This window comes from Parvibaculum sedimenti (genome assembly GCF_009184905.1).
GTDB lineage: Bacteria > Pseudomonadota > Alphaproteobacteria > Parvibaculales > Parvibaculaceae > Parvibaculum > Parvibaculum sedimenti.
Genome location: NZ_WESC01000002.1, coordinates 230,210 through 251,736, shown reverse-complemented (window position 1 = coordinate 251,736; position 21,527 = coordinate 230,210). Strand labels below are relative to the sequence as shown.

21 protein-coding genes are annotated in these 21,527 nt (G+C 62.7%); 15 read left to right on the top strand and 6 right to left on the bottom strand.

The genetic code is table 11. The annotated features are described in order from the left end of the window. Positions 1–11: 11 nt before the first annotated feature. The gene (locus tag F2P47_RS03025; RefSeq protein WP_152214675.1) at positions 12–416 is read left to right on the top strand and encodes a metallopeptidase family protein; all 405 of its coding nucleotides are present in this window, start codon (positions 12–14) and stop codon (positions 414–416) included. Here the strand turns inward: F2P47_RS03025 and thpR are convergent. From thpR to F2P47_RS03010, 3 genes are read right to left on the bottom strand one after another with little or no spacing between them, the layout of a single operon-like run. After that, positions 413–964, bottom strand: coding sequence for an RNA 2',3'-cyclic phosphodiesterase (gene thpR / locus F2P47_RS03020; RefSeq protein WP_152214674.1), 552 nt, complete (start codon positions 962–964; stop codon positions 413–415). The two genes, F2P47_RS03025 and thpR, sit on opposite strands and share 4 nt — an antisense overlap. A 4-nt stretch (positions 965–968) precedes the next feature. Further along, a complete protein-coding gene (locus F2P47_RS03015; RefSeq protein WP_152214673.1) occupies positions 969–2,012 on the bottom strand; it encodes an aldo/keto reductase in 1,044 nt (347 codons plus the stop codon). A 20-nt stretch (positions 2,013–2,032) separates the two neighbouring features. Then, positions 2,033–2,719 carry an arylesterase gene (locus F2P47_RS03010; RefSeq protein ID WP_185680918.1) on the bottom strand — a complete coding sequence of 229 codons (687 nt, stop codon included), beginning with the start codon at positions 2,717–2,719 and terminating at the stop codon, positions 2,033–2,035. Between the two features lie 54 nt (positions 2,720–2,773). On the opposite strand from F2P47_RS03010, the gene F2P47_RS03005 reads away from it, so the two are divergent. The 3 genes from F2P47_RS03005 (at position 2,774) to F2P47_RS02995 (ending at position 6,881) form a co-directional block, all read left to right on the top strand. Beyond that, complete coding sequence (locus F2P47_RS03005) at positions 2,774–3,466, top strand: ABC transporter ATP-binding protein (protein WP_152214672.1); 693 nt, start codon at positions 2,774–2,776, stop codon at positions 3,464–3,466. Further along, the gene (locus tag F2P47_RS03000) at positions 3,463–6,006 is read left to right on the top strand and encodes an ABC transporter permease (RefSeq protein WP_152214671.1); all 2,544 of its coding nucleotides are present in this window, start codon (positions 3,463–3,465) and stop codon (positions 6,004–6,006) included. The genes F2P47_RS03005 and F2P47_RS03000 overlap by 4 nt, the downstream gene beginning before the upstream one ends. Positions 6,007–6,131: 125 nt before the next feature. Next, positions 6,132–6,881 carry a Bax inhibitor-1/YccA family protein gene (locus tag F2P47_RS02995; protein ID WP_152214670.1) on the top strand — a complete coding sequence of 250 codons (750 nt, stop codon included), beginning with the start codon at positions 6,132–6,134 and terminating at the stop codon, positions 6,879–6,881. Between the two features lie 66 nt (positions 6,882–6,947). Here the strand turns inward: F2P47_RS02995 and F2P47_RS02990 are convergent, their stop codons facing one another. Then, positions 6,948–7,352, bottom strand: coding sequence for a DUF2794 domain-containing protein (locus F2P47_RS02990; protein WP_152214669.1), 405 nt, complete (start codon positions 7,350–7,352; stop codon positions 6,948–6,950). 502 nt (positions 7,353–7,854) lie between these two features. Between F2P47_RS02990 and F2P47_RS02985 the strand changes: the two genes are divergently transcribed. The 4 genes from F2P47_RS02985 to F2P47_RS02970 are packed head-to-tail and all read left to right on the top strand — an operon-like array spanning position 7,855 to position 12,670. Beyond that, positions 7,855–8,877 (top strand): ABC transporter ATP-binding protein, encoded by a 1,023-nt coding sequence (locus F2P47_RS02985; RefSeq protein ID WP_246176711.1) that lies wholly within the window; start codon positions 7,855–7,857, stop codon positions 8,875–8,877. Beyond that, positions 8,874–9,608, top strand: coding sequence for an ABC transporter permease subunit (locus F2P47_RS02980; RefSeq protein WP_152214668.1), 735 nt, complete (start codon positions 8,874–8,876; stop codon positions 9,606–9,608). The genes F2P47_RS02985 and F2P47_RS02980 overlap by 4 nt, the downstream gene beginning before the upstream one ends. A gap of 16 nt (positions 9,609–9,624) precedes the next feature. Continuing rightward, on the top strand, positions 9,625–11,562 hold the full coding sequence (locus F2P47_RS02975; RefSeq protein WP_185680917.1) for a GldG family protein: 1,938 nt from the start codon (positions 9,625–9,627) through the stop codon (positions 11,560–11,562). Between the two features lies 1 nt (position 11,563). After that, positions 11,564–12,670: a DUF4340 domain-containing protein gene (locus tag F2P47_RS02970; RefSeq protein ID WP_152214666.1), complete on the top strand. Its 1,107-nt coding sequence runs from the start codon at positions 11,564–11,566 to the stop codon at positions 12,668–12,670. A gap of 104 nt (positions 12,671–12,774) precedes the next feature. Here F2P47_RS02970 and acnA read toward each other — a convergent pair whose 3' ends face one another. After that, positions 12,775–15,993 carry an aconitate hydratase AcnA gene (acnA, locus tag F2P47_RS02965; protein ID WP_246176709.1) on the bottom strand — a complete coding sequence of 1,073 codons (3,219 nt, stop codon included), beginning with the start codon at positions 15,991–15,993 and terminating at the stop codon, positions 12,775–12,777. A gap of 237 nt (positions 15,994–16,230) precedes the next feature. Between acnA and F2P47_RS02960 the strand changes: the two genes are divergently transcribed. From F2P47_RS02960 to F2P47_RS02935, 6 genes are all read left to right on the top strand, one after another. After that, positions 16,231–17,064 (top strand): crotonase/enoyl-CoA hydratase family protein, encoded by an 834-nt coding sequence (locus F2P47_RS02960; RefSeq protein WP_152214665.1) that lies wholly within the window; start codon positions 16,231–16,233, stop codon positions 17,062–17,064. Further along, entirely contained in the window at positions 17,054–17,692 is a 639-nt protein-coding gene (gene ccmA / locus F2P47_RS02955) for a heme ABC exporter ATP-binding protein CcmA (RefSeq protein ID WP_152214664.1), read from the top strand. Before F2P47_RS02960 ends, ccmA begins: the two co-directional genes overlap by 11 nt. Beyond that, a complete protein-coding gene (gene ccmB / locus F2P47_RS02950) occupies positions 17,689–18,366 on the top strand; it encodes a heme exporter protein CcmB (protein ID WP_185680916.1) in 678 nt (225 codons plus the stop codon). The genes ccmA and ccmB overlap by 4 nt, the downstream gene beginning before the upstream one ends. Positions 18,367–18,437: 71 nt before the next feature. Continuing rightward, a complete protein-coding gene (locus F2P47_RS02945) occupies positions 18,438–19,193 on the top strand; it encodes a heme ABC transporter permease (protein ID WP_152214663.1) in 756 nt (251 codons plus the stop codon). 2 nt (positions 19,194–19,195) lie between these two features. Further along, positions 19,196–19,393: a heme exporter protein CcmD gene (gene ccmD / locus F2P47_RS02940; RefSeq protein WP_152214662.1), complete on the top strand. Its 198-nt coding sequence runs from the start codon at positions 19,196–19,198 to the stop codon at positions 19,391–19,393. A gap of 13 nt (positions 19,394–19,406) precedes the next feature. Further along, positions 19,407–19,940: a DsbE family thiol:disulfide interchange protein gene (locus tag F2P47_RS02935; protein ID WP_152214661.1), complete on the top strand. Its 534-nt coding sequence runs from the start codon at positions 19,407–19,409 to the stop codon at positions 19,938–19,940. 29 nt (positions 19,941–19,969) lie between these two features. Here F2P47_RS02935 and F2P47_RS02930 read toward each other — a convergent pair whose 3' ends face one another. After that, on the bottom strand, positions 19,970–20,518 hold the full coding sequence (locus F2P47_RS02930) for a MarR family winged helix-turn-helix transcriptional regulator (RefSeq protein ID WP_152214660.1): 549 nt from the start codon (positions 20,516–20,518) through the stop codon (positions 19,970–19,972). A 384-nt stretch (positions 20,519–20,902) separates the two neighbouring features. Between F2P47_RS02930 and F2P47_RS02925 the strand changes: the two genes are divergently transcribed. Further along, a complete protein-coding gene (locus tag F2P47_RS02925; protein ID WP_152214659.1) occupies positions 20,903–21,466 on the top strand; it encodes an NUDIX hydrolase in 564 nt (187 codons plus the stop codon). Positions 21,467–21,527 lie beyond the last annotated feature (61 nt).

Below are 21,527 nucleotides of genomic sequence, written 5' to 3'. Positions count from 1 at the left end.
AGGAGGATCTGATGGACTGGAGAACGATCAAGGCCCCAAGCCTCGCGGAGTTCGAGGAGATTGCCGCGGACGCTTTCGCACGGCTCCCCTCAGAGTTCCGCGCGCGTTGCGACGGGCTCGTCATCCGGATCGAGGATTTTCCGAGCGAGGAAATTCTCGACGAGATGGGACTTGAAAGTCCCTTCGATCTTCTCGGCCTCTATCACGGTACGGGCGAGCCCTACGAGATGTCGCATCAGACGACCAGGCTCCCCGACATGGTCTTCCTCTACCGCCGCCCCATGCTCGACTACTGGTCGGATTACGACGAGACGCTGGGCCAACTCGTCACCCATGTGCTGATCCATGAGATCGGGCACCATTTCGGCCTGTCGGATGCCGCCATGCATGCGATCGAGGGCAAGGCCGGGCGCTAGTCCTCCTCGCCGAATGTTTCGTCGGGATAGGTGCGCTCCACCACGTAAGGTCCGCCGCCCGTGCTTGCGCGCGACGAGAAGAGCACGGCGCGCGTGACTTCGAAACGAGGACTCGCGAAGAGATTGTTCGCTTCGATGTAGCGATAGACTTCATCCGCCTCGCGGCCTCTGAGGCGCGCGAGCGTAACATGCGGCGTGTAGTTCCGCGTTTCCGGCGGAGGGCCGGCGCGGCGGATGGCGCTTTCGTGGCGCTGCTGCAGAAGCTTCAGCGGCTCGGTCATTTTCACGCCCGCCCATACGGCATGAGGCTTCGTGCCGCCGAATGCGCCCACGCCTTCGAGTTCCAGCTCGAAAGGCGTGAAGGGAATCTCCGCCAGCGCCGCATCAACGTCATCGGCGACATCCTCGGGGATATCGCCGATGAAGCGCAGCGTGATGTGAAAATCCTCCTGCTCGATCCAGCGTGCGCCCTCGATGCCGCGCTGGAGCCGGACCAGCCGCTCCGCGATCTCGTCGGGAATTTCCAGCGCGGTGAAAAGGCGGATCATGAGGTCACGGGCAGGGGTTCGGCTGGGCCTGATGGGCGGCGTTCACATCCGCCTCCAGCTCGTCGGTCCAGGGAATCTCGCGCGAGGTGACGGCGAGTTTCAGCTGCTCCATCGTCGTCGCGCCGATGATGTTCGACGTCACGAAGGAACGCGTCGTCACGAACTGATTGGCGAGCTGCGAGGCATCAAGCCCGTGCTTCTTCGCGATGGCAAGGTAGCTCTCGATGGCGCTGTTGGCTTGCGGCGACTCATAACGCTGGAGACGGTTGAAGAGCTGCTTGCGCGAACCGACGGGCAGGGCGCCATTCTGATATTTGCCGGTGAGATAGCCCTGCGCCAGCGGCGAATAGGCGAGAAGGCCGACGCCTTCGCGATGCGCGATTTCCGCGCCGCCGAGTTCGAAGACGCGGTTGACGAGGTTATAGGCGTTCTGGATCGACTGCACGCGGGGCAGGCCCTTCGTATCGGCATGGTGCAGGAATTTCATCGTGCCCCATGGCGTCTCGTTGGAGAGGCCGATATGGCGCACCTTGCCCGCCTTCACCACATCGTTCAGTGCGTCGAGGATTTCGTCGATCTGGATGATCTCGTCGGTATGCTTGTAGGTGAGGCCGCCCGAGCCGAAAAGGCTGACCGGGCGGTCGGGCCAATGAAGCTGATAAAGGTCGATATAATCCGTCTGCAGACGTTTAAGGCTCTTGTCCACCGCTTCGAAAATCTGCTTGCGGCTCTGCTCGGTGCCGGATTTGTCGTCGCGCAGCCAGTTCATTGGGCCGCGACCGGCGATCTTGGTCGCGAGGATCACCTTGTCGCGCTTGCCGCGGGCCTTGAACCATGAGCCGACGATCTTCTCGGTCGATCCCTGCGTCTCGGCCTTCGGCGGCACGGAATACATTTCCGCCGTGTCGAAGAAATTTATGCCCTGGTCCACCGCGTAATCCATCTGCTCGTGACCTTCGGCCTCGGTGTTCTGCTGGCCCCAGGTCATGGTGCCGAGGCAGATCGAGCTGACCTTGATCCCCGTTCGGCCGAGTTCGCGATATTCCATGAGATCCCCCATTTCGATGATTATTTCTGTGCACGCTTCTCGCGCGCTTTCTGCGCTTCAGCGATAAGCGTCTCAACTTTCGGCAGGATGCGCGCGACCATGATCGCCACGCCCCTCGAATTCGGATGTATGCCGTCGGCAAGGGTGAGGTCGGCGGCGGCGGGTTTGCCGCTCAGCTCGCCCGCCACGCCGTCGAGAAAGAACGGATAGAACACGAGCCCATTGGCGGCGGCAAGCTCCGGATAGATCGCATTGAAGGCCTTGCCGTAGTCAGCGCCCATATTGGGCGGCGCGATCATGCCCGCGAGCAGAACGGGCAGATGCCGCGCTTGGAGGCGTGTCAGGATTTCTTCCAGATTTTGCCGCGTGAGCTTCGGATCTATACCCCGCAGCGCGTCGTTCGCGCCGAGTTCCACGATCACGGCATCGGCATCGGGCACCACCGTCCAGTCAAGCCGCGAAAGCCCGCCAGAGCTCGTATCGCCCGAAACGCCGCCATTCACGATAACGAGATTGTGATAGCCCCTGGCCTTCAGCGCCTTTTCGAGCTGCGGCACGAAGCCATCGTCCGGCCCGAGCAGATAGCCGGCCGTCAGGCTGTCGCCGAGCGCGACGAGGGTCAGCGGCTTCTCCGCGGCCAACGCCGGAAATGCGAGCAGGAGGCAGAGCATCGCCGCTGGCGCTTGCTTGTAAATCGCTGCAAACATGCCATATCGCCCGAAGGCGCGGGCAAGGTTCGGCAGGGAAAAGCGGGCGGTCAATTGAGCGATACCATCATCGAGCTTGAAGATTTGAAGCTGAGCCTGCCGAGCGCAGCCGGATTGGTCAACATATTGCGCGGGATCGACCTCAAGGTCGCGCGGGGCAGCACGGCAGGTCTCGTCGGTCCTTCAGGGTCTGGCAAGTCGACGCTTCTCATGGTGATGGCGGGTCTCGAGCGGCCGAGCGCGGGCCGTGTGACGGTGGCGGACGAAGATCTTTCGCGGCAGAACGAGGACGGGCTCGCACGGTTCCGCCGAGAGCATATAGGCATAGTCTTCCAGTCTTTCCACCTCATCCCCACCATGACCGCGCTTGAAAATGTCGCCGTGCCGCTGGAATTCGCAGGCCGGGCCGATGCCTTCGCGCGGGCGGAGGCGGAACTTCGCGCCGTGGGTCTCGGCTCGCGCCTCGCGCATTATCCGGGCCAGCTTTCGGGTGGCGAGCAGCAGCGCGTGGCGCTCGCCCGTGCGGTGGTCGGCGATCCTGAAATTCTGCTCGCCGATGAGCCGACCGGAAATCTCGACCAGGCGACGGGCGCGGAGATCATAGAACTCATGTTCGAGCTTCATGCGAAAAAGGGAACGACGCTCGTTCTGATCACGCATGACGAGGTGCTGGCCGGGCGTTGTGAGAAGGTGATCCGGCTCCGCGACGGGCTCATCGAAAAAATCGAGGCGGGTGGCTCACGATGAACACGCTCGCGCTCGCATTCCGTCTGGCGCGGCGCGAACTTCGCGCCAATCTCGCGCAAGGGTTTGCGGGCTTCCGCATTTTTCTTGCCTGCCTTGCGCTCGGCGTTGCAGCCATTGCCGGCGTCGGTTCCGTCTCAACGGCGCTGACGCGCGGGCTCGCGGAACGCGGTCAGGAAATTCTCGGCGGCGACGTTGATGTGCGGCTTATCCATCGCGAGGCGAACGCGGCGGAACTTGCCTTCCTTTCGAAGGGCAATGTGGTTTCGCGTTCGGCGGAGTTGCGCGCGATGGCGCGAACCGTCTCCAACGACAAGCAAAGCCTTGTCGAGTTGAAGGCGGTTGACGGGCTCTATCCGCTTTACGGCGCGATGAAGCTCGCGCCCGACATGTCGCTTGGCCGTGCGCTGGCTTTGCGCGATGGACGCTATGGGCTCGTTGCCGAACCCAATCTCGTTTCGCGGCTTGGATTGAAGCCGGGCGATACGCTGCGTGTGGGCGAAAATCTCTTCGAGCTTCGAGCGGAAATTCGTCATGAGCCCGACCGGGTTGGCGACGGCTTCGCGCTTGGTCCGCGCGTGATGATTGCCGAAGCGGCGTTGCCCGCTACGGAACTCGTTCAGCCGGGAAGCCTCGTCAATTATCACTATCGCCTGCGGCTTCCCGAAGCCATGCGCGACGTGCCGTCGATCAAGGCATGGGTGAAGTCGCTCGACGCGGCCTTTCCAGATGCAGGCTGGCGCGTGCAGGACCGGACCGACAGCGCGCCTTCCATGCGCCGCTTCGTCGAGCGCGTTGCGCTCTTTCTTACTTTCGTCGGGTTGACGGCGCTTACCGTGGGCGGCGTTGGCATTGCCAATGCGGTGAAGTCCTATCTCGACGGCAAGCGCGAGGTGATCGCGACCTTCAAATGCCTAGGCGCGCCGGGCAGCCTGATCTTCGCGATCTATCTCGTTCAGGTCATGGCGCTTGCGCTTGCGGGCATCGCGGTCGGACTCGCGATAGGCGCCGCCGTTCCATTCGTGACCGATCGCGTGGTGGGCGATCTCATTCCCGTGCCTGCCGCGCTTGGTCTTTATCCGGGGCCGCTTCTGCTTGCGGCGGCTTACGGGCTTCTGACGGCGCTCGCTTTCGCAATCTGGCCGCTCGCCCGCGCGCGGGAAGTGCCTGCGGCAAGCCTCTTCCGCGCGATCGTCGCGCCAGAGCGGCAATTGCCCAAGCCGCTCTACATCGCTGTGACGGCGGCGACGCTTCTCGCGCTCGGCGTCCTCGCCGTCGTCACTGCCGAGCAGCCGCTTTTCGCGCTCTGGTTCATTCTTGGCGCGGCTGGCGTCTTCGCCTTGCTGCGTCTCGCGGCCGCCGGCGTCATGGGGCTTGCCGCGCGGCTTCACGGGCGCTCGCCCGAAATGCGGCTTGCGCTTGCGAACCTCACGCGGCCCGGTTCGCCGACGCCTGCCGTCATGCTTTCGCTCGGGCTTGGCTTGACGCTTCTCGTCACCGTCTCGCTCATCAACGGCAATCTGTCGAGCGAGATCATGAAGGACATTCCGGGCCGCGCGCCGTCCTTCTTCTTCGTCGATATTCAGCCCGATCAGACAGACGCCTTCGAGAGCTTCGTGCGCGGAACGCCGGGCGTCACGAAATTCGACAGCGCGCCAATGCTCCGCGGACGTATCGTAGCGTTGAATGGCATCGTCGCCGACAAGATAAAGCCCGCATCGAATGCCGAATGGGCTCTCAAGGGCGACCGCGGTATCACCTACTCCGGCACGCCGCCCGCGAACGGCAAGCTCATCAGTGGCAAGTGGTGGCCCGCCGATTACAAGGGGCCGCTCCTCGTTTCCTTCGCCGACGAACTCGCCAAGGGTCTCGGCCTCAAGCTCGGCGACAAGATCACCGTCAATGTACTTGGCCGCGAGATCGAGGCGACGCTCGCCAATACGCGCGAGGTGGACTGGCAGAGCCTCGGCATCAATTTCGTCATGATCTTCTCGCCGGGGCCGCTCGAAGCCGCACCCCACACCGAGCTTGCGACCGTCACCATGGACGAGGCGGGCGAGGCGGCGCTGGAGCGCGATGTGGTGGCGCGGTTCCCGAATGTGACCTCTGTGCGGGTGAAAGAGGCGCTCGACGCGGTGAACACGCTGCTCGGCCAGTTCTCGCTCGCGGTGCGCGTCACGGGGCTGGTGACGCTTGCGGCGGGCATTCTCGTTCTTGCCGGCGCCATGGCGGCGGGTTTCCGTGGCCGGGCCCGGGATGCCGTCATCCTCAAGGTGCTGGGTGCGACGCGGGCCCGGGTGCTCGGCATCTATATGCGGGAATATGCGGCATTGGGGTTCTCGACGGCGCTTGTCGCCGCGCTTTCCGGCAGCGTGGCCGCCTGGGCAGTGGTTTCACTCGTCATGGAAATGCCCTGGGTGCCGCTCTGGGGAACGCTCGCGCTGACCATTCTCGGCGCGACGGCGGCGACCGTCGGGCTCGGCCTTCTCGGCACATGGCGGGTGCTCTCGGTGCCGGCTGCCGGCACCTTGCGGGCCGAGTGAGAGCTAAGGTCCTGAAACGGTTACGCAATATTCACCGCATCGCCATGCTGGCATGGTCCATTTCCCTTGAATTCGAGGGGTGAACCGCCAATATTAGATACGCACTGCCAGGAGGGTGCAGAGATATGGCCAATTTTGACCAAGACAGACTGCGGAGCAGCGTTGGCGTAGAGAGCCCGGCAATCGACCAGGGTCTGCGCAGCTATATGCTTCGCGTCTACAATTATATGGCGGCGGGTCTCGCCATCACCGGCGTCGTTGCCTGGCTTGCCTTCCAGGCGGCCGTTCAGAACACGGGCGCCGGTCTCGCGCTTTCGCCCTTCGGCGTGGCGCTCTTCACCAGCCCGCTGAAGTGGCTCGTCATTTTCGCGCCGCTCGGGCTTGTTTTCTTTCTCAGCGCGCGCATCCACAGCATGAGCGTTTCGGCGGCCCAGACCACGTTCTGGATTTTCGCCGGCCTCATGGGCCTGTCGCTTTCGAGCGTTTTCCTCGTCTATACCGGCGCGAGCATCACCCAGACCTTCTTCGTCACGGCGATCGCCTTCGGATCGCTCAGCCTTTACGGCTATGTGACGAAGCGCGACCTCTCGGCGATGGGCTCGTTTCTCTTCATGGGCCTGATCGGGATCATCGTTGCCTCGCTGGTGAACCTCTTCCTGCAGAGCTCTGCCCTGCAATTCGCCGTGTCGGTCATCGGCGTGCTCATCTTCGCGGGCCTCACCGCCTATGACACGCAGACGATCAAGTCGATGTATTACGAGGGTGACGGCGAAGTCGTCGCCGGCAAGAAGGCGATCATGGGCGCGCTGTCGCTCTATCTCGACTTCATCAACATGTTCATGTTCCTGCTGCAGTTCCTCGGCAATCGCCGCTGATCGAAGCGCAGGACGAGAAAAGACGAAGCCCCGGTGGAAACACCGGGGCTTTTCATTTGGCAAGCCTCACGCGCCGATGACGCGCAGCTTGCGCTTTTCGAAGACTTTGAGAACCTGTTTCAGGTCGTGGCCGCGCTTCAGCACGAGGCCGGTGGCGGCGACGACGCTATAGGCGCCCTGGCGGCGGGTCAGTTTCGGGCGCTTTTCGATGCGGTAGAGCGGCATTTCGCTGGTTCGGCGGTGGACGGCGAAGACCGCCACCTCCCTTGTCGAGCCGATGGCGTAGTCGCGCCATTCGCCTTCGACCACCATGCGCCCATAGACGGAGAGGATTGCCTCGAGCTCGGCGCGGTTGAAAAAGACATCCGGTTCCTGAAGGGATTTTGGTGGCGTGGCATTCGACGAGATAACGAGGCTGAGCGAGCCCTGGGCCCGCGACGCGCTTTCCGATCCCTCGAAGCTATCCGCCATGCCGTCACCTCCCTTTACAACCGGGCTTTCACACGGGCCCTGAAGCGGCGGCCCGCCTGCCGGTCGAACCGGCTAAGGTCTTCATTCTGCTAGCTTTCGGGAAGTTAATCCAGAATCACAATCTTGCCTTTTTTCAGCCCTTGCAGGGACACACTGGACCGTCAGTCTAGCATCGTTGCCTCACTGGCCCGGTTCTCTTGAAGTTCCGGTTTCATCAGCCCCCCAGCCCCACCGGGATGAATTGGGGGACCGGGCCACCCCTTTCAAAGGGGCAACACCAAGAGACAAGACGCGCCGCGAAAGCCCCCCTCGCCGGCGCGTTTTTCTTTGTCCGGATGCCTTTTCCCTTCTTGCCAATTCCCCCGCATTTACGATGTCTCATTCTTCACTTGAGGGGGAGGGGGGCTTTGTCTACACATTCAGACCGGTCCTGGGGGAAACGAGGCAAAACAATAGAGCCCGTCCGGATCTTGTGGGAGTTCACGTCATCACGCGAGCGAGTATGCAAACGGCGAACGGCAACAACCCGGCCGCGGGCGACGCCATGATCGCGATCGAAGGGCTCACCAAGCGTTTTGGGCCCTTCACGGCGGTCGACGGTATCAGCTTCAGCGTCTCGCGCGGCGAGGTGCTGGGTTTCCTCGGGCCCAATGGCGCGGGCAAATCGACGACCATGAAGATGATCACGGGCTTCCTCTCGCCAAGCGCAGGGCGGGCCTCGGTTTGCGGGCATGATGTCGTTACCGATCAGCTCGCGGCGCAGCGCATGCTCGGCTATCTGCCGGAAGGTGCGCCCGCTTATGGCGACATGACGCCTCTCGCCTTTCTCAAATTCATCGCCCGCGTGCGCGCGCTGAAGGGCGCCGCCGCCGACAGCGCGATTGCGAATGCGGTCGCCGCGACCGAGCTTCAGGGCGTGCTCGAACAGCCCATCGATACGCTTTCCAAGGGCTTCCGCCGCCGCGTGGGCCTCGCCCAGGCGATCCTGCACAATCCGCCCGTGCTCATCATGGACGAGCCGACCGACGGACTCGACCCGAACCAGAAGCACGAGGTGCGCAAGCTCATCGCCCGCATGGCGGCCGACAAGGCGATCATCATCTCGACGCATATTCTCGAAGAGGTGGATGCGATCTGCACCCGCGCGCTGATCATCGATCGTGGCCGCGTCGTCGCCGACGGCACGCCCGCCGAACTCATCGCGCGCTCGCGCTATCACAATGCCGTCTCGCTGACGGTTGGCGGACAGGTGACCATAGCGGCCGCCGAAGCGCTGAAGGCGCTGCCGGGCATCGCTTCCATCGAGATCAATCCACGCGGCACTGAAACGACCTTCACGCTCTTCCCCATGCAGCAGAACGCAATCTCGGCGGAAGTGAAGCTCATCGACGCAGTCGCCGATCTCGCCCGCGAAAAGGACTGGACCGTGCGCGCGCTTTACGGCGAGCCGGGCCGTCTCGACGAGGTTTTCCGCAAACTCACGCGCTCCGACACGGCGGACACCCCGGGAAAGAACGCAGCATGAGAGAGCTTCTTGCCGTTTTCCGCCGCGAGCTCGGTGGCTATTTCGCGACGCCGCTCGCCTTCATCTTCATCGTGATCTTCCTCTTCACGATGGGCGCCTTCACATTCTACATGGGTGGCTATTTCGAGAGCGGTCAGGCCGATCTCCAGATCTTCTTCAATTTTCACCCGTGGCTTTATCTGTTCCTCATTCCGGCGATCTCCATGCGCCTCTGGGCGGAGGAGCGCCGCACGGGTTCGATTGAATTGCTGCTGTCGCTGCCGATCCCCCTCTGGGCGGCAGTACTGGGCAAGTTCCTTGCGGCTTGGGTGTTCTCGGGCATTGCGCTCGCGCTCACCTTCCCAATGTGGATCACGGTCAATTATCTCGGCCATCCCGACAATGGCGTGATCCTGGCCGGCTATATCGGCAGCTTCTTCATGGCGGGCGGCTATCTCGCCATCGGGTCGTGCCTTTCGGCCACGACGCGCAATCAGGTCATCGCCTTCGTCGTCAGCGTCGTCGTCTGTTTCCTCTTCACCGTGTCGGGCCTGCCGCTGGTGACGGACTTCTTCGCCTCATGGGCGCCGCAGCAGGTGTTGAATACGATTGCGTCCTTCTCCTTCCTTACGCATTTCACGGCGATCACGCAGGGCGTCATCGACATTCGCGACATCATCTATTTCTTCACGCTGATCGCGAGCTGGCTCATCGCCTGCGGCATCGTCGTCGACATGAAGAAGGCGGGTTAGGTCGATGCAGAAGCCCATGCACCAAAATGTAAGCCGCTCAGCCTATGGCATTGCGACGCTCGTGCTTCTTGCCGTGCTGTTCCTCGCCGTTAATCTCTTTTCGAACATCGTCTTCCGCTCGGCGCAGGTGGATCTGACGCAGGCGCGGCTCTTCACGCTGTCGAAGGGCACTGAAAATGTCCTTGCCAAGATCGACGAGCCGATCACGCTGAAGTTCTTCTATTCGGAATCGCTAGCGACCGACTTCCCGCAGGTCCGCGCCTATGCCAATCGCGTGCGCGATCTTCTGGAGGAAATCCGCGACCGTTCGCATGGCAAGATCATTCTTGAAGTAATCGATCCAGAGCCCTTCTCCGAGCAGGAAGACCTTGCCATGTCGCTCGGCCTCAAGGGCGCGCGGACGACGGAAGGCGAAGTCATCTATTTCGGGCTCGTCGGCACCAATATGGTCGATGGCATCGAAGCGGTTCCCTATTTCACCGACGAGCGTCAGCAATATCTCGAATATGACGTGACGCGGCTGATCCAGAATCTGAGCCGTCCGAAGAAGCCGGTGCTTGGTATTGTCACCAACATTCCGATGGATACGGGCGCGGGAGGCCTCGTCGCGGCGATGCGCGGCCAGTCGCAGCCCTTCGCGATCTATCAGGAATTGCAGAACCGCTTCGAGATCAATTTCATCGAGCAGAAATTCGTCAAGGTGCCGGAAAACGTTGATGTGCTGATGATTGCGCATCCCAAGCAGCTCGACCAGCAGACGCTTTACGCCATCGACCAGTTCGTGATGCGTGGCGGCCGTGTGCTGGCCTTCGTCGATCCGCATTCGGAGGTCAGCCTCACCGCCGGGCCGAATGGTCAGCCTGTGCAGGGCTATACCGAAGCCTCCGACCTTCCAACGCTCCTCAAGAGCTGGGGTGTCGAGTACGATCCGAGGCGCGTTATCGGCGACCGCGATCTCGCCATGCGTGTGCAGACGAACCTCGATGCGCGGCGGCAGACGAGCGACTATGTGCTCTGGCTCGGCGTGCCGAAGACGAATTTCGACCATAACGACATCGTCACGGCGACCATCGACCAGATCAATATGGGCACGGTCGGTTTCCTGAAGCAGGAGCCTGGCGCGACGACGAAGTTCACGCCGCTCTTCTGGTCCTCCAAGGATGCCGAAACCTATGATATCGACTATGTGAAAGCGGGACATACGCCGGACGAGTTGCTGAGCGGCTTCAAGCCGACTGGCGAGCGCTATGTGATTGCTGCGCGCGTTTCGGGCCCGCTGAAGAGCGCTTTCACCGCCGCGCCGCCGCCGTCGGCGGAAGACGAGACCAAGCGTTCGGACGCAATGGAAAAGCCGCTCGACTATATGGGGCAGACCAAGGCCGACGCGAACATCATCGTCGTGGCGGATAGCGATCTCCTCGATGATCGCTTCTGGGTGCAGAGTTCGGGCTATGGCAATGACCGCACGCTCGAACCAGTTGCGGACAATGCGAAGTTCATTCTCTCCGCCATTGACAATCTGATGGGCTCCGACGACCTCATCTCCCTGCGCGCACGTGAACGCGCCGACCGTCCCTTCGTGGTGGTCGACAATCTGCGACGCGAGGCCGAACGCAAGTTCCTCGCCGAGCAGGAGACTTTGAAGGCGAAGATCACGGAAACGGAGCAGCATCTCGCCGCTCTTCAGACGAATGGCGCGGCCGAAGCGCAAAGCGGTCAGGCGGCCGATCCGCATGAGCAGGAGGAAGTTGCGAAGTTCCGCACCGAACTCCTGCAGAGCCGCAAGGCATTGCGCGATGTGCAGCGCAACCTGCGCCGCGACATCGACAGGCTCGCGACCGAAATTCGCTTCGTAAACGTCGCGCTTATGCCGATCCTCGTCGCCATCATCGCGCTCGTCATCGCGATCCTCCGCCATCGCCGCCGCAAGGCGCGCGCGATCAAGGGGGCATGAAATGAACCTCGCAGCACTCAAGACCAACAAGCCGCTTCGCAATCTCGCGATCCTCGCGCTTGCCACCGCCGTCGCCGTCGTCGCGGCAACTGTCGCGGTGGTGACGCAGGAACGCGGCGTCCGCGTCAAGTTCAAGCCGGAGCCGCTTTACCAGGGCCTCGAGACGAAGCTCGATCAGGTGGGTCGGATCACCTACACGCTGGGCCGTGGTTTGCGCGGCGTTGAAAAGATCACGCTCAATCGTGGGGCGGACGGGCGCTGGACGGTGGCCGAACGCCAGAACTATCCGGCGAAGCAGGATCTCGTTCAGAAGGCGCTGATCGGCATTTCCGAGCTGGTGCTTTATGAGCCGCGCACCGCGCGTCCCGAATGGCATCGCAATCTCGGCCTTCTTTCGCCGGACGATCTCGGCACGGCGACGCGCATCGAGCTTTTCGACAAGTCGGGCAAACGCATGGTCGCCTTTCTCGCAGGCAAGGTTCCCGACCAGACCGCCGATGCGCGCGGAAAGGGCATGATCTATCTCCGCCGCGATGGCGAGAACCAGAGCTGGCTTGCGCGCGGTCGCTTCCCGCTGTTCCAGACGGCGCAGGACTGGCTCGATACGAGCTTCATTGACATCAAGCGTGACGAGATAAAGCGCGTCACCCTTTGGGCGGGCACGGATCACCCGGTGGTGATGAGCCGTCCCTCGAAGGACGTGGAAGATTTCGCACTGGAGAATATTCCGGCAGGCCGCGTCACGCGTGGCGCACCTGTCGTCAATGGAACGGCGACGAGTGTCGTCGATCTCATGTTCGACGACGCGGCGCCTGTGGGCTCGTTGCAATTCCCCGCCACCTCGCCGAGCGCCGTGATTGAAACCTTCGATGGCCTGCGCGTTTCGCTGACCATGACAGGCGGCGGTGGTGCGCTCTGGGCAAAGATTACCGCTACGGCCGATCCGGCAATTGCGGTTCCCGGCGCCGACATGAAGCCGGTTGAGGTCCGGGCCAAGATGCTCAATGAGCGGCTCGGCCCCTGGGCGTACAAGCTGCCGCAGCAGGCAGGCAACCAGCTCACGCAGTCCATGGATCTGCTGACGCATGATGCGGGCGGCCAGCAGTAAGAGGCTTGCTCATCGCTGCGCCTGTTTGGATTTCCGGTTCATAAAGACAAACAAAAAGGGCGCTCCCTCGGGAGCGCCCTTTCCGCATTCAGTGGGCCGATGCGTTACGCCGCAAGGTGACGCAGCACATACTGCAGGATGCCGCCATTGGCGTAGTAGTCGAGCTCGTCCTGCGTGTCGATGCGGCAGAGGAGGTCGACGACTTTCTTCGTGCCGTCGGTATAGGTGATGACGGCCTTGACCTTCGCGCGGGGTTTCACACCCTCAAGGCCTTCGATCGTCACCGTTTCCGAGCCGTCGAGGCCGAGCGACTGCCAGCTATCGTCTCCGATGAACTGCAGCGGGGCGACGCCCATGCCGACCAGGTTCGAGCGGTGGATACGCTCGAAGCTCTGCGCGATGACCGCCTTGACGCCGAGGAGCATGGTGCCCTTCGCCGCCCAGTCGCGCGACGAGCCGGTGCCATATTCCTTGCCGGCGAAGATCACCAGCGGCGTGCCACGGCGCTTGTACTCCATCGCCGCGTCGTAGATCGGCATCTGGGTGCCTTCCGGCTCCAGCTTCGTCAACCCGCCTTCGATACCCTTCAGCATCTGGTTCTTGATGCGGATGTTGGCGAAGGTGCCGCGCATCATGACTTCATGATTGCCGCGGCGAGCGCCGTAAGAGTTGAAGTCCTGCGCGCCGACCTGCTTCGAGTTAAGGTAGGAACCGGCAGGGCTCTGCACCTTGATGTTACCGGCCGGAGAGATGTGGTCGGTGGTGATCGAGTCCGCGAAGAGGCCAAGGATGCGGGCATCCTTGACGTTGGTGATCGGCGTCAGTTCCTTCGAGAGATTCTCGAAATAGGGCGGGTTCTGCACATAGGTCGAGTCCGCATCCCAATCATAGGTGAGGCCGCCCGTGAGCTTCACGGCCTGCCAATGCGCGTCGCCGTCGAAGACGTTGGCGTAGCGCTTGCGGAACATTTCCGGCGTCACGCAAGAGCGTACCGTCTCGGCGACTTCCTGCGTCGTCGGCCAGATATCCTTGAGGTAGACCGGCTGGCCGTTGGAGCCCGTACCGAGCGGCTCCTTCGTCAGGTCGATCTGCGTCGAACCGGCCAGCGCATAGGCGACGACCAGCGGCGGGGAGGCGAGGTAGTTCGCCTTCACGTCCGGAGAGACGCGGCCTTCGAAGTTGCGGTTGCCGGAGAGAACGGCAGAGGCGACGAGATCGTTCTTGTTGATCGCCTGGCTGATCTCGGTCGGGAGCGGGCCGGAGTTGCCGATGCAGGTCGTGCAGCCGTAACCGACGAGGTTGAAGCCCATGGCGTCGAGATCGTCCTGAAGCCCCGACTGCGTCAGATAGTCGGTAACGACCTGAGAGCCCGGCGCGAGCGAGGTCTTGACCCAGGGCTTCACCTTGAGACCGAGCCGCCTCGCGTTGCGGGCGACGAGGCCGGCAGCGACGAGCACGTTCGGGTTCGAGGTGTTGGTGCAGGAGGTGATCGCCGCGATCACGACGTCGCCATGACCGAGGTCGAAGTCCTTGCCTTCCACGGCAACGCGGGTCTTCGCCTGGCCGGGCTTGCCGAAATCCTTCTCAAGCGCGGCGAGGTAGTTTTCCTTCACATTGGTGAGGGAGACGCGATCCTGCGGACGCTTCGGACCGGCGAGCGAGGGCACGACGGTCGAGAGGTCGAGTTCCAGCGTGTCGGTGAAGACGGGGTCCGGCGTGTTCGTCTCGCGGAACATGCCCTGCGCCTTCGCATAGGCTTCGACGAGCGCTACGCGCTCGTCGGAACGGCCCGTCGCGCGGAGGAAGCGGATCGTTTCGCCGTCGATCGGGAAGAAGCCGCAGGTCGCGCCATATTCCGGCGCCATGTTGGCGATGGTGGCGCGATCTTCGAGCGTAAGGTGGTCGAGACCGTTGCCGAAATATTCGACGAACTTGCCGACGACGCCCTTCTTGCGAAGCATCTCGGTGACGGTGAGCACCATGTCGGTGGCGGTCACGCCTTCAGCGAGCTTGCCCGTGAGCTTGAAGCCGATGACTTCGGGGATGAGCATGGAGACCGGCTGGCCGAGCATGGCCGCTTCCGCCTCGATGCCGCCGACGCCCCAGCCGAGAACGGCGAGGCCGTTGACCATGGTCGTGTGGCTGTCCGTGCCGACGCAGGTGTCGGGATAGGCGATCTCTTCCTTGCCCTCGGTCTTCGTCCAGACGGTCTGGGCGAGATATTCGAGGTTCACCTGGTGGCAGATGCCGGTTCCCGGCGGGACTACGCGGAAGTTGTTGAAGGCCTTGGAGCCCCAGCGCAGGAATTCATAGCGCTCGATGTTGCGCTCATATTCGATGTCGACATTTTCCTTGAAGGCCGACGAGGTGCCGAACTTGTCGACCATGACCGAGTGGTCGATGACGAGGTCGACGGGAACGAGCGGGTTGATCTTCTTCGGATCGCCGCCGAGATTCTTCACGGCGTCGCGCATGGCCGCAAGGTCGACAACGGCGGGAACGCCGGTGAAGTCCTGCATCAGCACGCGGGCCGGACGATAGGCGATCTCGCGATCCGAGGTGCGGTCCTTGAGCCACTTCTTCACGGCGCGGATGTCATCGGCGCTGACGGTGCGGCCGTCTTCGAAGCGGAGCAGGTTTTCGAGCAGCACCTTCAGCGAGTAGGGAAGCCGCGCGATGCCGGAGAGGCCGTTCTTCTCGGCGATCTTCAGGCTGTAATAGGTGTAGGTGCGCTTGCCGACCTTGAGGGTCTGCCTGGCACCGAAGCTGTTGCCAGCGGCTGTCTTCTTCGCGGCGGGCTTTTTCGCCGCAGGCTTCTTTGCAGCGGGCTTCGCGGCAGGAGCAGCCTTTTTCGGGGCGGCTTTGGGAGCGGACTTCGCGGCTACCTTCTTCGCAACCGGCTTCGTCGCGGGCGCTGCCTTTTTCGGAGCTGCCTTCTTCGGCGCGGCTTTGGGCGCGGCCTTTGCGGCGACTTTCTTCGCGACAGGCTTCTTCGCAGCCTTGGGCGCGGCTTTCTTCGGCGCCGCCTTCTTTGCAGCGGGCTTCTTGGCGGGAGCGGCCTTCTTCGGCGCGGCAGCCTTCACGGCCTTCTTGGGAGCTGCCTTCTTTGCGGCAGGTTTCTTCGCAGCCTTCGGTGCGGCCTTCTTGGCAACCGGCTTCTTCACAGCGGCCTTCTTTGCCTTCGCTGCGGGCTTCGCCTTGGCGACAGTCTTCGCCTTCTTGGCTGCGGGCTTCGCCGCCGCCTTTGTCTTCGCGGGCTTAGCCGCCTTCTTCTTCTCAGGCGATTTTTTCGCCTTCGCTTTTGCCGCCGCCTTCTTCGCCATTCGATCGTTCCTTGATGCTGCCGGCCCGGACGGGGAGGGGGAAACGAGGTGGCGTTGTGCGTGCCTCCCGCGCGGTGAAAACGCGCTGGGGCCCCGACATGATCGCCGCCGCTTCCCGCCTATGGGCCTATCTGCTTAACGCGCGCGACTATAATGTCTTTCGTTCGTGAAGGCTATGCTTCGCCCTGCCCGTACAGGGATGATATTGAAGGGCGAGAGAAAAATCGGGGAAGCGTCATGAATGCCGTTCACGTCGAGAAAAATGGGCCTGTGACAACGGTGATTTTGAACCGGCCGCAGGTGAAGAACGCCGTCGACAGGCCGACCGCCTCTGCGCTGGCGGAGGCCTTTCTTGCCTTTGAGCGCGACGAGGAGGCGCTGGTCGGTGTGTTCGTCGGCGATCATGGAACATTCTGCGCCGGGGCCGATCTCAAGGCCGTTTCGGAGGGCCCCGCCTATACGCCGGGCGGCTCATTGCCGCGCAGCAACCGCACGACACCGCCTGCGACCGGGCTCGATTTCGACCGAATGGCGGGTGATGGGCCCATGGGTCCGTCGCGCATGGTGCTTTCAAAGCCTGTCATTGGAGCGATTTCCGGCTTCGCCGTGGCAGGCGGGCTCGAACTCGCGCTCTGGTGCGACATGCGCGTCGTCGAGGAAGACGCCGTGATGGGCGTATTCTGCCGCCGCTGGGGCGTGCCGCTGATCGACGGCGGAACGGTGCGGCTGCCGCGTCTCATCGGTCATTCGCGGGCGATGGATCTGATCCTGACAGGCCGTCCGGTCCATGCCGATGAGGCGTTGTCGATGGGCCTTGCAAACCGTGTCGTGCGGAAGGGCGAGGGACGCGCCGAGGCCGAACGGCTTGCCGCGGAAATTGCGCGCTTTCCGCAGACCTGCCTCCGGCATGACCGCATGTCGGCCTATGAGCAATGGGATCTTGCCTATGATCAGGCCATCGCCAATGAATTTGAACATGGCCGCAAGGTGATGGCGACCGGTGAGACGGTGAAGGGAGCCGCCCGCTTCGCGGCTGGCAAGGGGCGCGGCGGACGTTTCGATGAAATCTGAATCTCTTCGCCTCAGCGCTTCCGGCCTCGCCTGCGAGCGCGGGGGCCGCGTCGTCTTCGGCGGCCTCGATTTCGAGGTTGGCGGCGGCGAGGCGCTGATCGTCACCGGCCGCAACGGCGCGGGCAAATCGAGCTTGCTGCGGCAGATTGCCGGTCTCGTTGACATCGCGGGCGGGCGGATCGCGCTCGATGGTGGCGATCCGGAGCGCACATTGCCGGAACAGACACATTATGTCGGCCATCTCGACGCGTTGAAGCCGGCGATGAGCGTGCGCGAGACCGCTGAGTTCTGGGCAAGTTATCTCGGCGGCGCGGGGATTGACGAGGCTTTGGCGCAGCTCGATCTCGACGATCTCGTCGAGTTGCCTGTCGCCTATCTGTCGGCGGGGCAGAAGCGTCGCCTCGCGCTATCGCGGCTGCTGCTTGCGCCGCGTCCAGTCTGGCTTCTCGACGAACCGACTGTCGCGCTCGACAGGGCAAGCATTGCGCGGCTCGTCGGGCTGATGGAGGCGCATCTGGCGGGGGGCGGCATCATCGTCGCAGCGACGCATCAGGATATGGGGCTCGGCACCGCGCGTTCGCTGGTGCTCGGCGCGCCGCAGGCTGCGGACGAGGAGGTGCCCGCATGATCCGCGCCTTCAAGACGCTCGTTTTCCGCGATACGAAGCTCGCGATCCGCGTCGGCGGCGGGGCGGGTATGGCGGTCTTCTTCTTTCTCACCGTCACGGCCATCGTGCCGCTCGGTATCGGTCCGAACCTGAAGCTTCTCGGCAACATCGCGCCCGGCATGCTCTGGGTGGCGCTTCTTCTGTCGGCGCTGTTGACGCTCGACCGGCTCTTTCAGGCCGATTTCGAGGATGGTTCGCTCGACTTGTTGATGACGGGCGCGATGCCGCTGGAACTTGTGGCGGCGGCCAAGGCATTGAGCCATTGGCTCACCACCGGGCTTCCCCTGGTGGTCGCTGCGCCGCTTCTCGGCCTTCTGCTCAATCTCGATACGGCGGCCTTCGGGCCGCTTGTGCTGGCCATGCTGATCGGCACGCCTGCCCTGAGCTTTCTCGGAGCCATTGGTGCGGCGTTGACGGTCAGCGTTCGCCGGGGCGGGCTTCTCGCTTCGCTTCTGGTGATCCCGTTCTATATTCCGGTCCTGATTTTCGGTGTCGGGGCGGCGGGCGGCGGCGGGGTTTCGGCGGTTCCGGGGGCGGGCGGGCAAAGTCTGTTGCTGCTGGGAGCGGTGGCGCTGGTGAGCCTGGTGCTCGGGCCGGTGGCTGCTGCGGCGGCGCTCCGCGCCAATCTGAGGTGAGGGCGTTCATGGAAAAGGCGTGGCAAAATGACCCGCTCTCTCCCTTGCCCTTCAGGCCGGAGGACAGCTAAATGGCGGGCATGTCAGAACTGACCGCATCCCAGAGATTTCAGGCTTTCGCCAATCCGGCGCGCTTCATGGCGCTGTCGGACCGGCTTTTGCCCTTTTGTGTCGTCGTGACGGCGCTGCTGCTCGCCGCCGGGCTTTATCTTTCGCTCTTTGACTCGCCCGCCGACTATCAGCAGGGCGAGACGGTGCGGATCATGTACATCCATGTGCCGTCGGCGTGGCTTGCCATGTTCGGCTACATGGTGATGGCGGGGTCGTCCGCCGTGGCGCTTGTTTTCCGCCATCCATTGGCTGACATCGCGGCGAAGTCGGCGGCGCCCATCGGCGCGGCCTTCACCTTTCTTGCGCTGGTCACAGGCTCGCTCTGGGGCCGTCCGATGTGGGGAACATGGTGGGTCTGGGACGCGCGACTCACCTCGATGCTGATCCTCTTCTTCCTCTATCTGGGCTACATGGCGCTCTGGGCGACGATTGAAGAGCCCGTTCGCGCAGGCCGCGCCGCCGCCGTGCTGGCGCTTGTCGGTTCGATCAACGTGCCGATCATCCATTACTCGGTGGTGTGGTGGAACACGCTGCATCAGCCTGCGAGCGTATTCCGCATCGGCGGTCCGGCCATCGCGACTTCGATGCTCATGCCGCTTCTCATCATGGCGCTGGGCTTCACCCTCTTTTTCGTGACGCTGCTTTTGCTGCGTATGCGTACGGAAATTCTCCGCCGCCGCGTACGCGTGTTGCGCCTCGCGCGGACGGGGCGTTGAGCATGGCCGCATTTTTCGACATGGGCGGCTATGCCGCATTCATCTGGCCAGCCTATGGGCTTGCCGCCATCGTCATGATCGGACTTGCGCTACAGAGCGTTGCCGACTTCCGCACACAGCGAAAACTTGCGCGTGAACTCGAGGCGGGAAAGGCTGCGCGTCCGCGCGCGCCCGCACGCAATGCGAACCCTGAAGTATGAAGAGAGTGGAAGCATGAAGCTCACCGCGCTGATCCCGGCGGGCATCTTCGTCGTACTGGCTGGCTTTTTCCTGATGGCCATCTTTCGCGGCGATCCCTCGCGCCTGCCGTCGGCGCTGATCGGACGCGCCGTGCCTGAGTTCTCGCTTCAGCCCGTCGATGGTCTCGACAGGCCAGGCATCGCCACAGCGGATTTCGGGCTTGGCAAGCCCGTCATCGTCAACGTCTTCGCGTCATGGTGCGTGCCCTGCCGCGAGGAGCATCCTGTGATCGTCGCCCTGAAGGCGCGGGCGGGCGTTCCCATTTATGGGATCAATTACAAGGATGGTGCCGAGCCCGCCCGGCGTTTCCTGCGCGAATTGGGAGACCCCTTCGATCGCGTCGGTGCGGATACTGCGGGCCGTGTGTCGATTGACTGGGGCGTTTATGGCGTGCCGGAGACATACATTGTCGATGGCAAAGGACGCATTGCCTATAAGCAGGTTGGTCCGCTCACACCTGAAATCGTCGAGGAGAGAATTCTCCCGGCGCTCAGGGCCGCCGAATAACAGCGTCATCCCCGAGCGCCGGAGAGAGTTCAGGATGCCTTGCGCTTCGCAGGCGCGCGCTTGGCGGCCGGTCGCTTGGCTGCGGCTGCGCGGCGCGGCGCTTTCACGCGCTCGGGCTCGGCAGACTTCATTTCCGTGACGGCGCTGGCGAGATGGCCAAGGCCCTTCAGCAGCTCGGCCTGCACGGTCTTCGGCAGAAGGTCGAGCAGTGCCTTTTCCGCGGCGAGCGCGCGGGGCAGCGCGGTCGTGAGCGCGCGGCGGCCGGCGGCAGTGAGGCGGACAGCATTGGCGCGGGCATCTTCCGCCGTGCGCTTGCGGGCGAGAAGGCCGTTTTTGATCATGCGGCTGATCATGTCCGCCAGAGTCGACCGATCGATACCCGTGCGATTGACGAGATCGGTCTGGCTCAGACCTTCTTCCTCGTTGACCGCAAAGAGCACGATGAACTGGCGCGGCGTAATGGAGCCATTACCCATCTGCTGAACGAACTGGTCGTACGCGAATTGCTGAGCACGCCGCAACAGATGACTAAGGGAGTTTTCGAGATCGTATCCCCCCGCCGACTTTCTGGCTGCCATTTCTAGAACCTCCGAATTTTTGCGCTGCAACCGATTACTGTACTGGGTTCCAGTCGCAATTAGAGTGACCACGCCGCTTTTCGCTACTGTAGAAGTCTAACGGGAGCGAGCGAGTTTCGCTCGATCACGGACGCGGAATATCTTCATATGCACCTGACGGTCCTGCTGTGCAAGGGATTCAAGCAGCAAGAAATCGCCAGTGTGCCGTCAGGCGGCGGAATAAGTGCGCGAATTGGTAATTTCCGCATAACGCATGTCTATAACAGTGATTTCGACCATTCATACGGCCTACCTCCGTGAGCGGATCAACGAGATGATGAAATGAGTAATTCTGAAAATAACAGTGGTTCGATGGACAGACCGAGGCCTCAAAGACCTGGTGCGATGAAGCATAGAGAGCCGGGGTCGGAACATGATCTTCTTTTCACGAACCGAGTCCCGACCGGGGACAGCATGCCGCGCGACATTTGCGATCGCTGCGGGTTCATCCACTACGACAATCCCAAAATAGTCGTGGGCGCGGTCGTCACCCATGGCGACAGGTTTCTGCTGTGCCGCCGCGCGATAGAACCGCGCAAAGGCTATTGGACGCTGCCTGCCGGTTTCATGGAACACGGCGAAACGACCGATGAGGGCGCGCGGCGTGAGGCGAGGGAAGAGGCGAACGCTGAAATACGCATTCGCGACCTTCTGGCGATCTACAATATTCCCCGTATTGCGCAGGTGCAGATGATGTACCGGGCCGAGCTTGCCAGCCCCGAATTTTCCGCCGGGCCGGAGAGCCTTGAGGTCGCGCTCTTCTCCTGGGACGAGATTCCCTGGGATCAACTTGCCTTTCCGAGCGCCTATTGGGCGCTGAAGCAGTTCCGGTCCGTGATGGATCAGGTGGTCATCGCGCCTTTTTCAAATCCGGAGGGCGAGCTGGCTAATTCATTTCCGTTCCGCTGAATGCGGAAGCGGCGGCCTTTGCCTCTGGTGAAATTGCTCCGCTCGCGGCATTCTCCGGGGA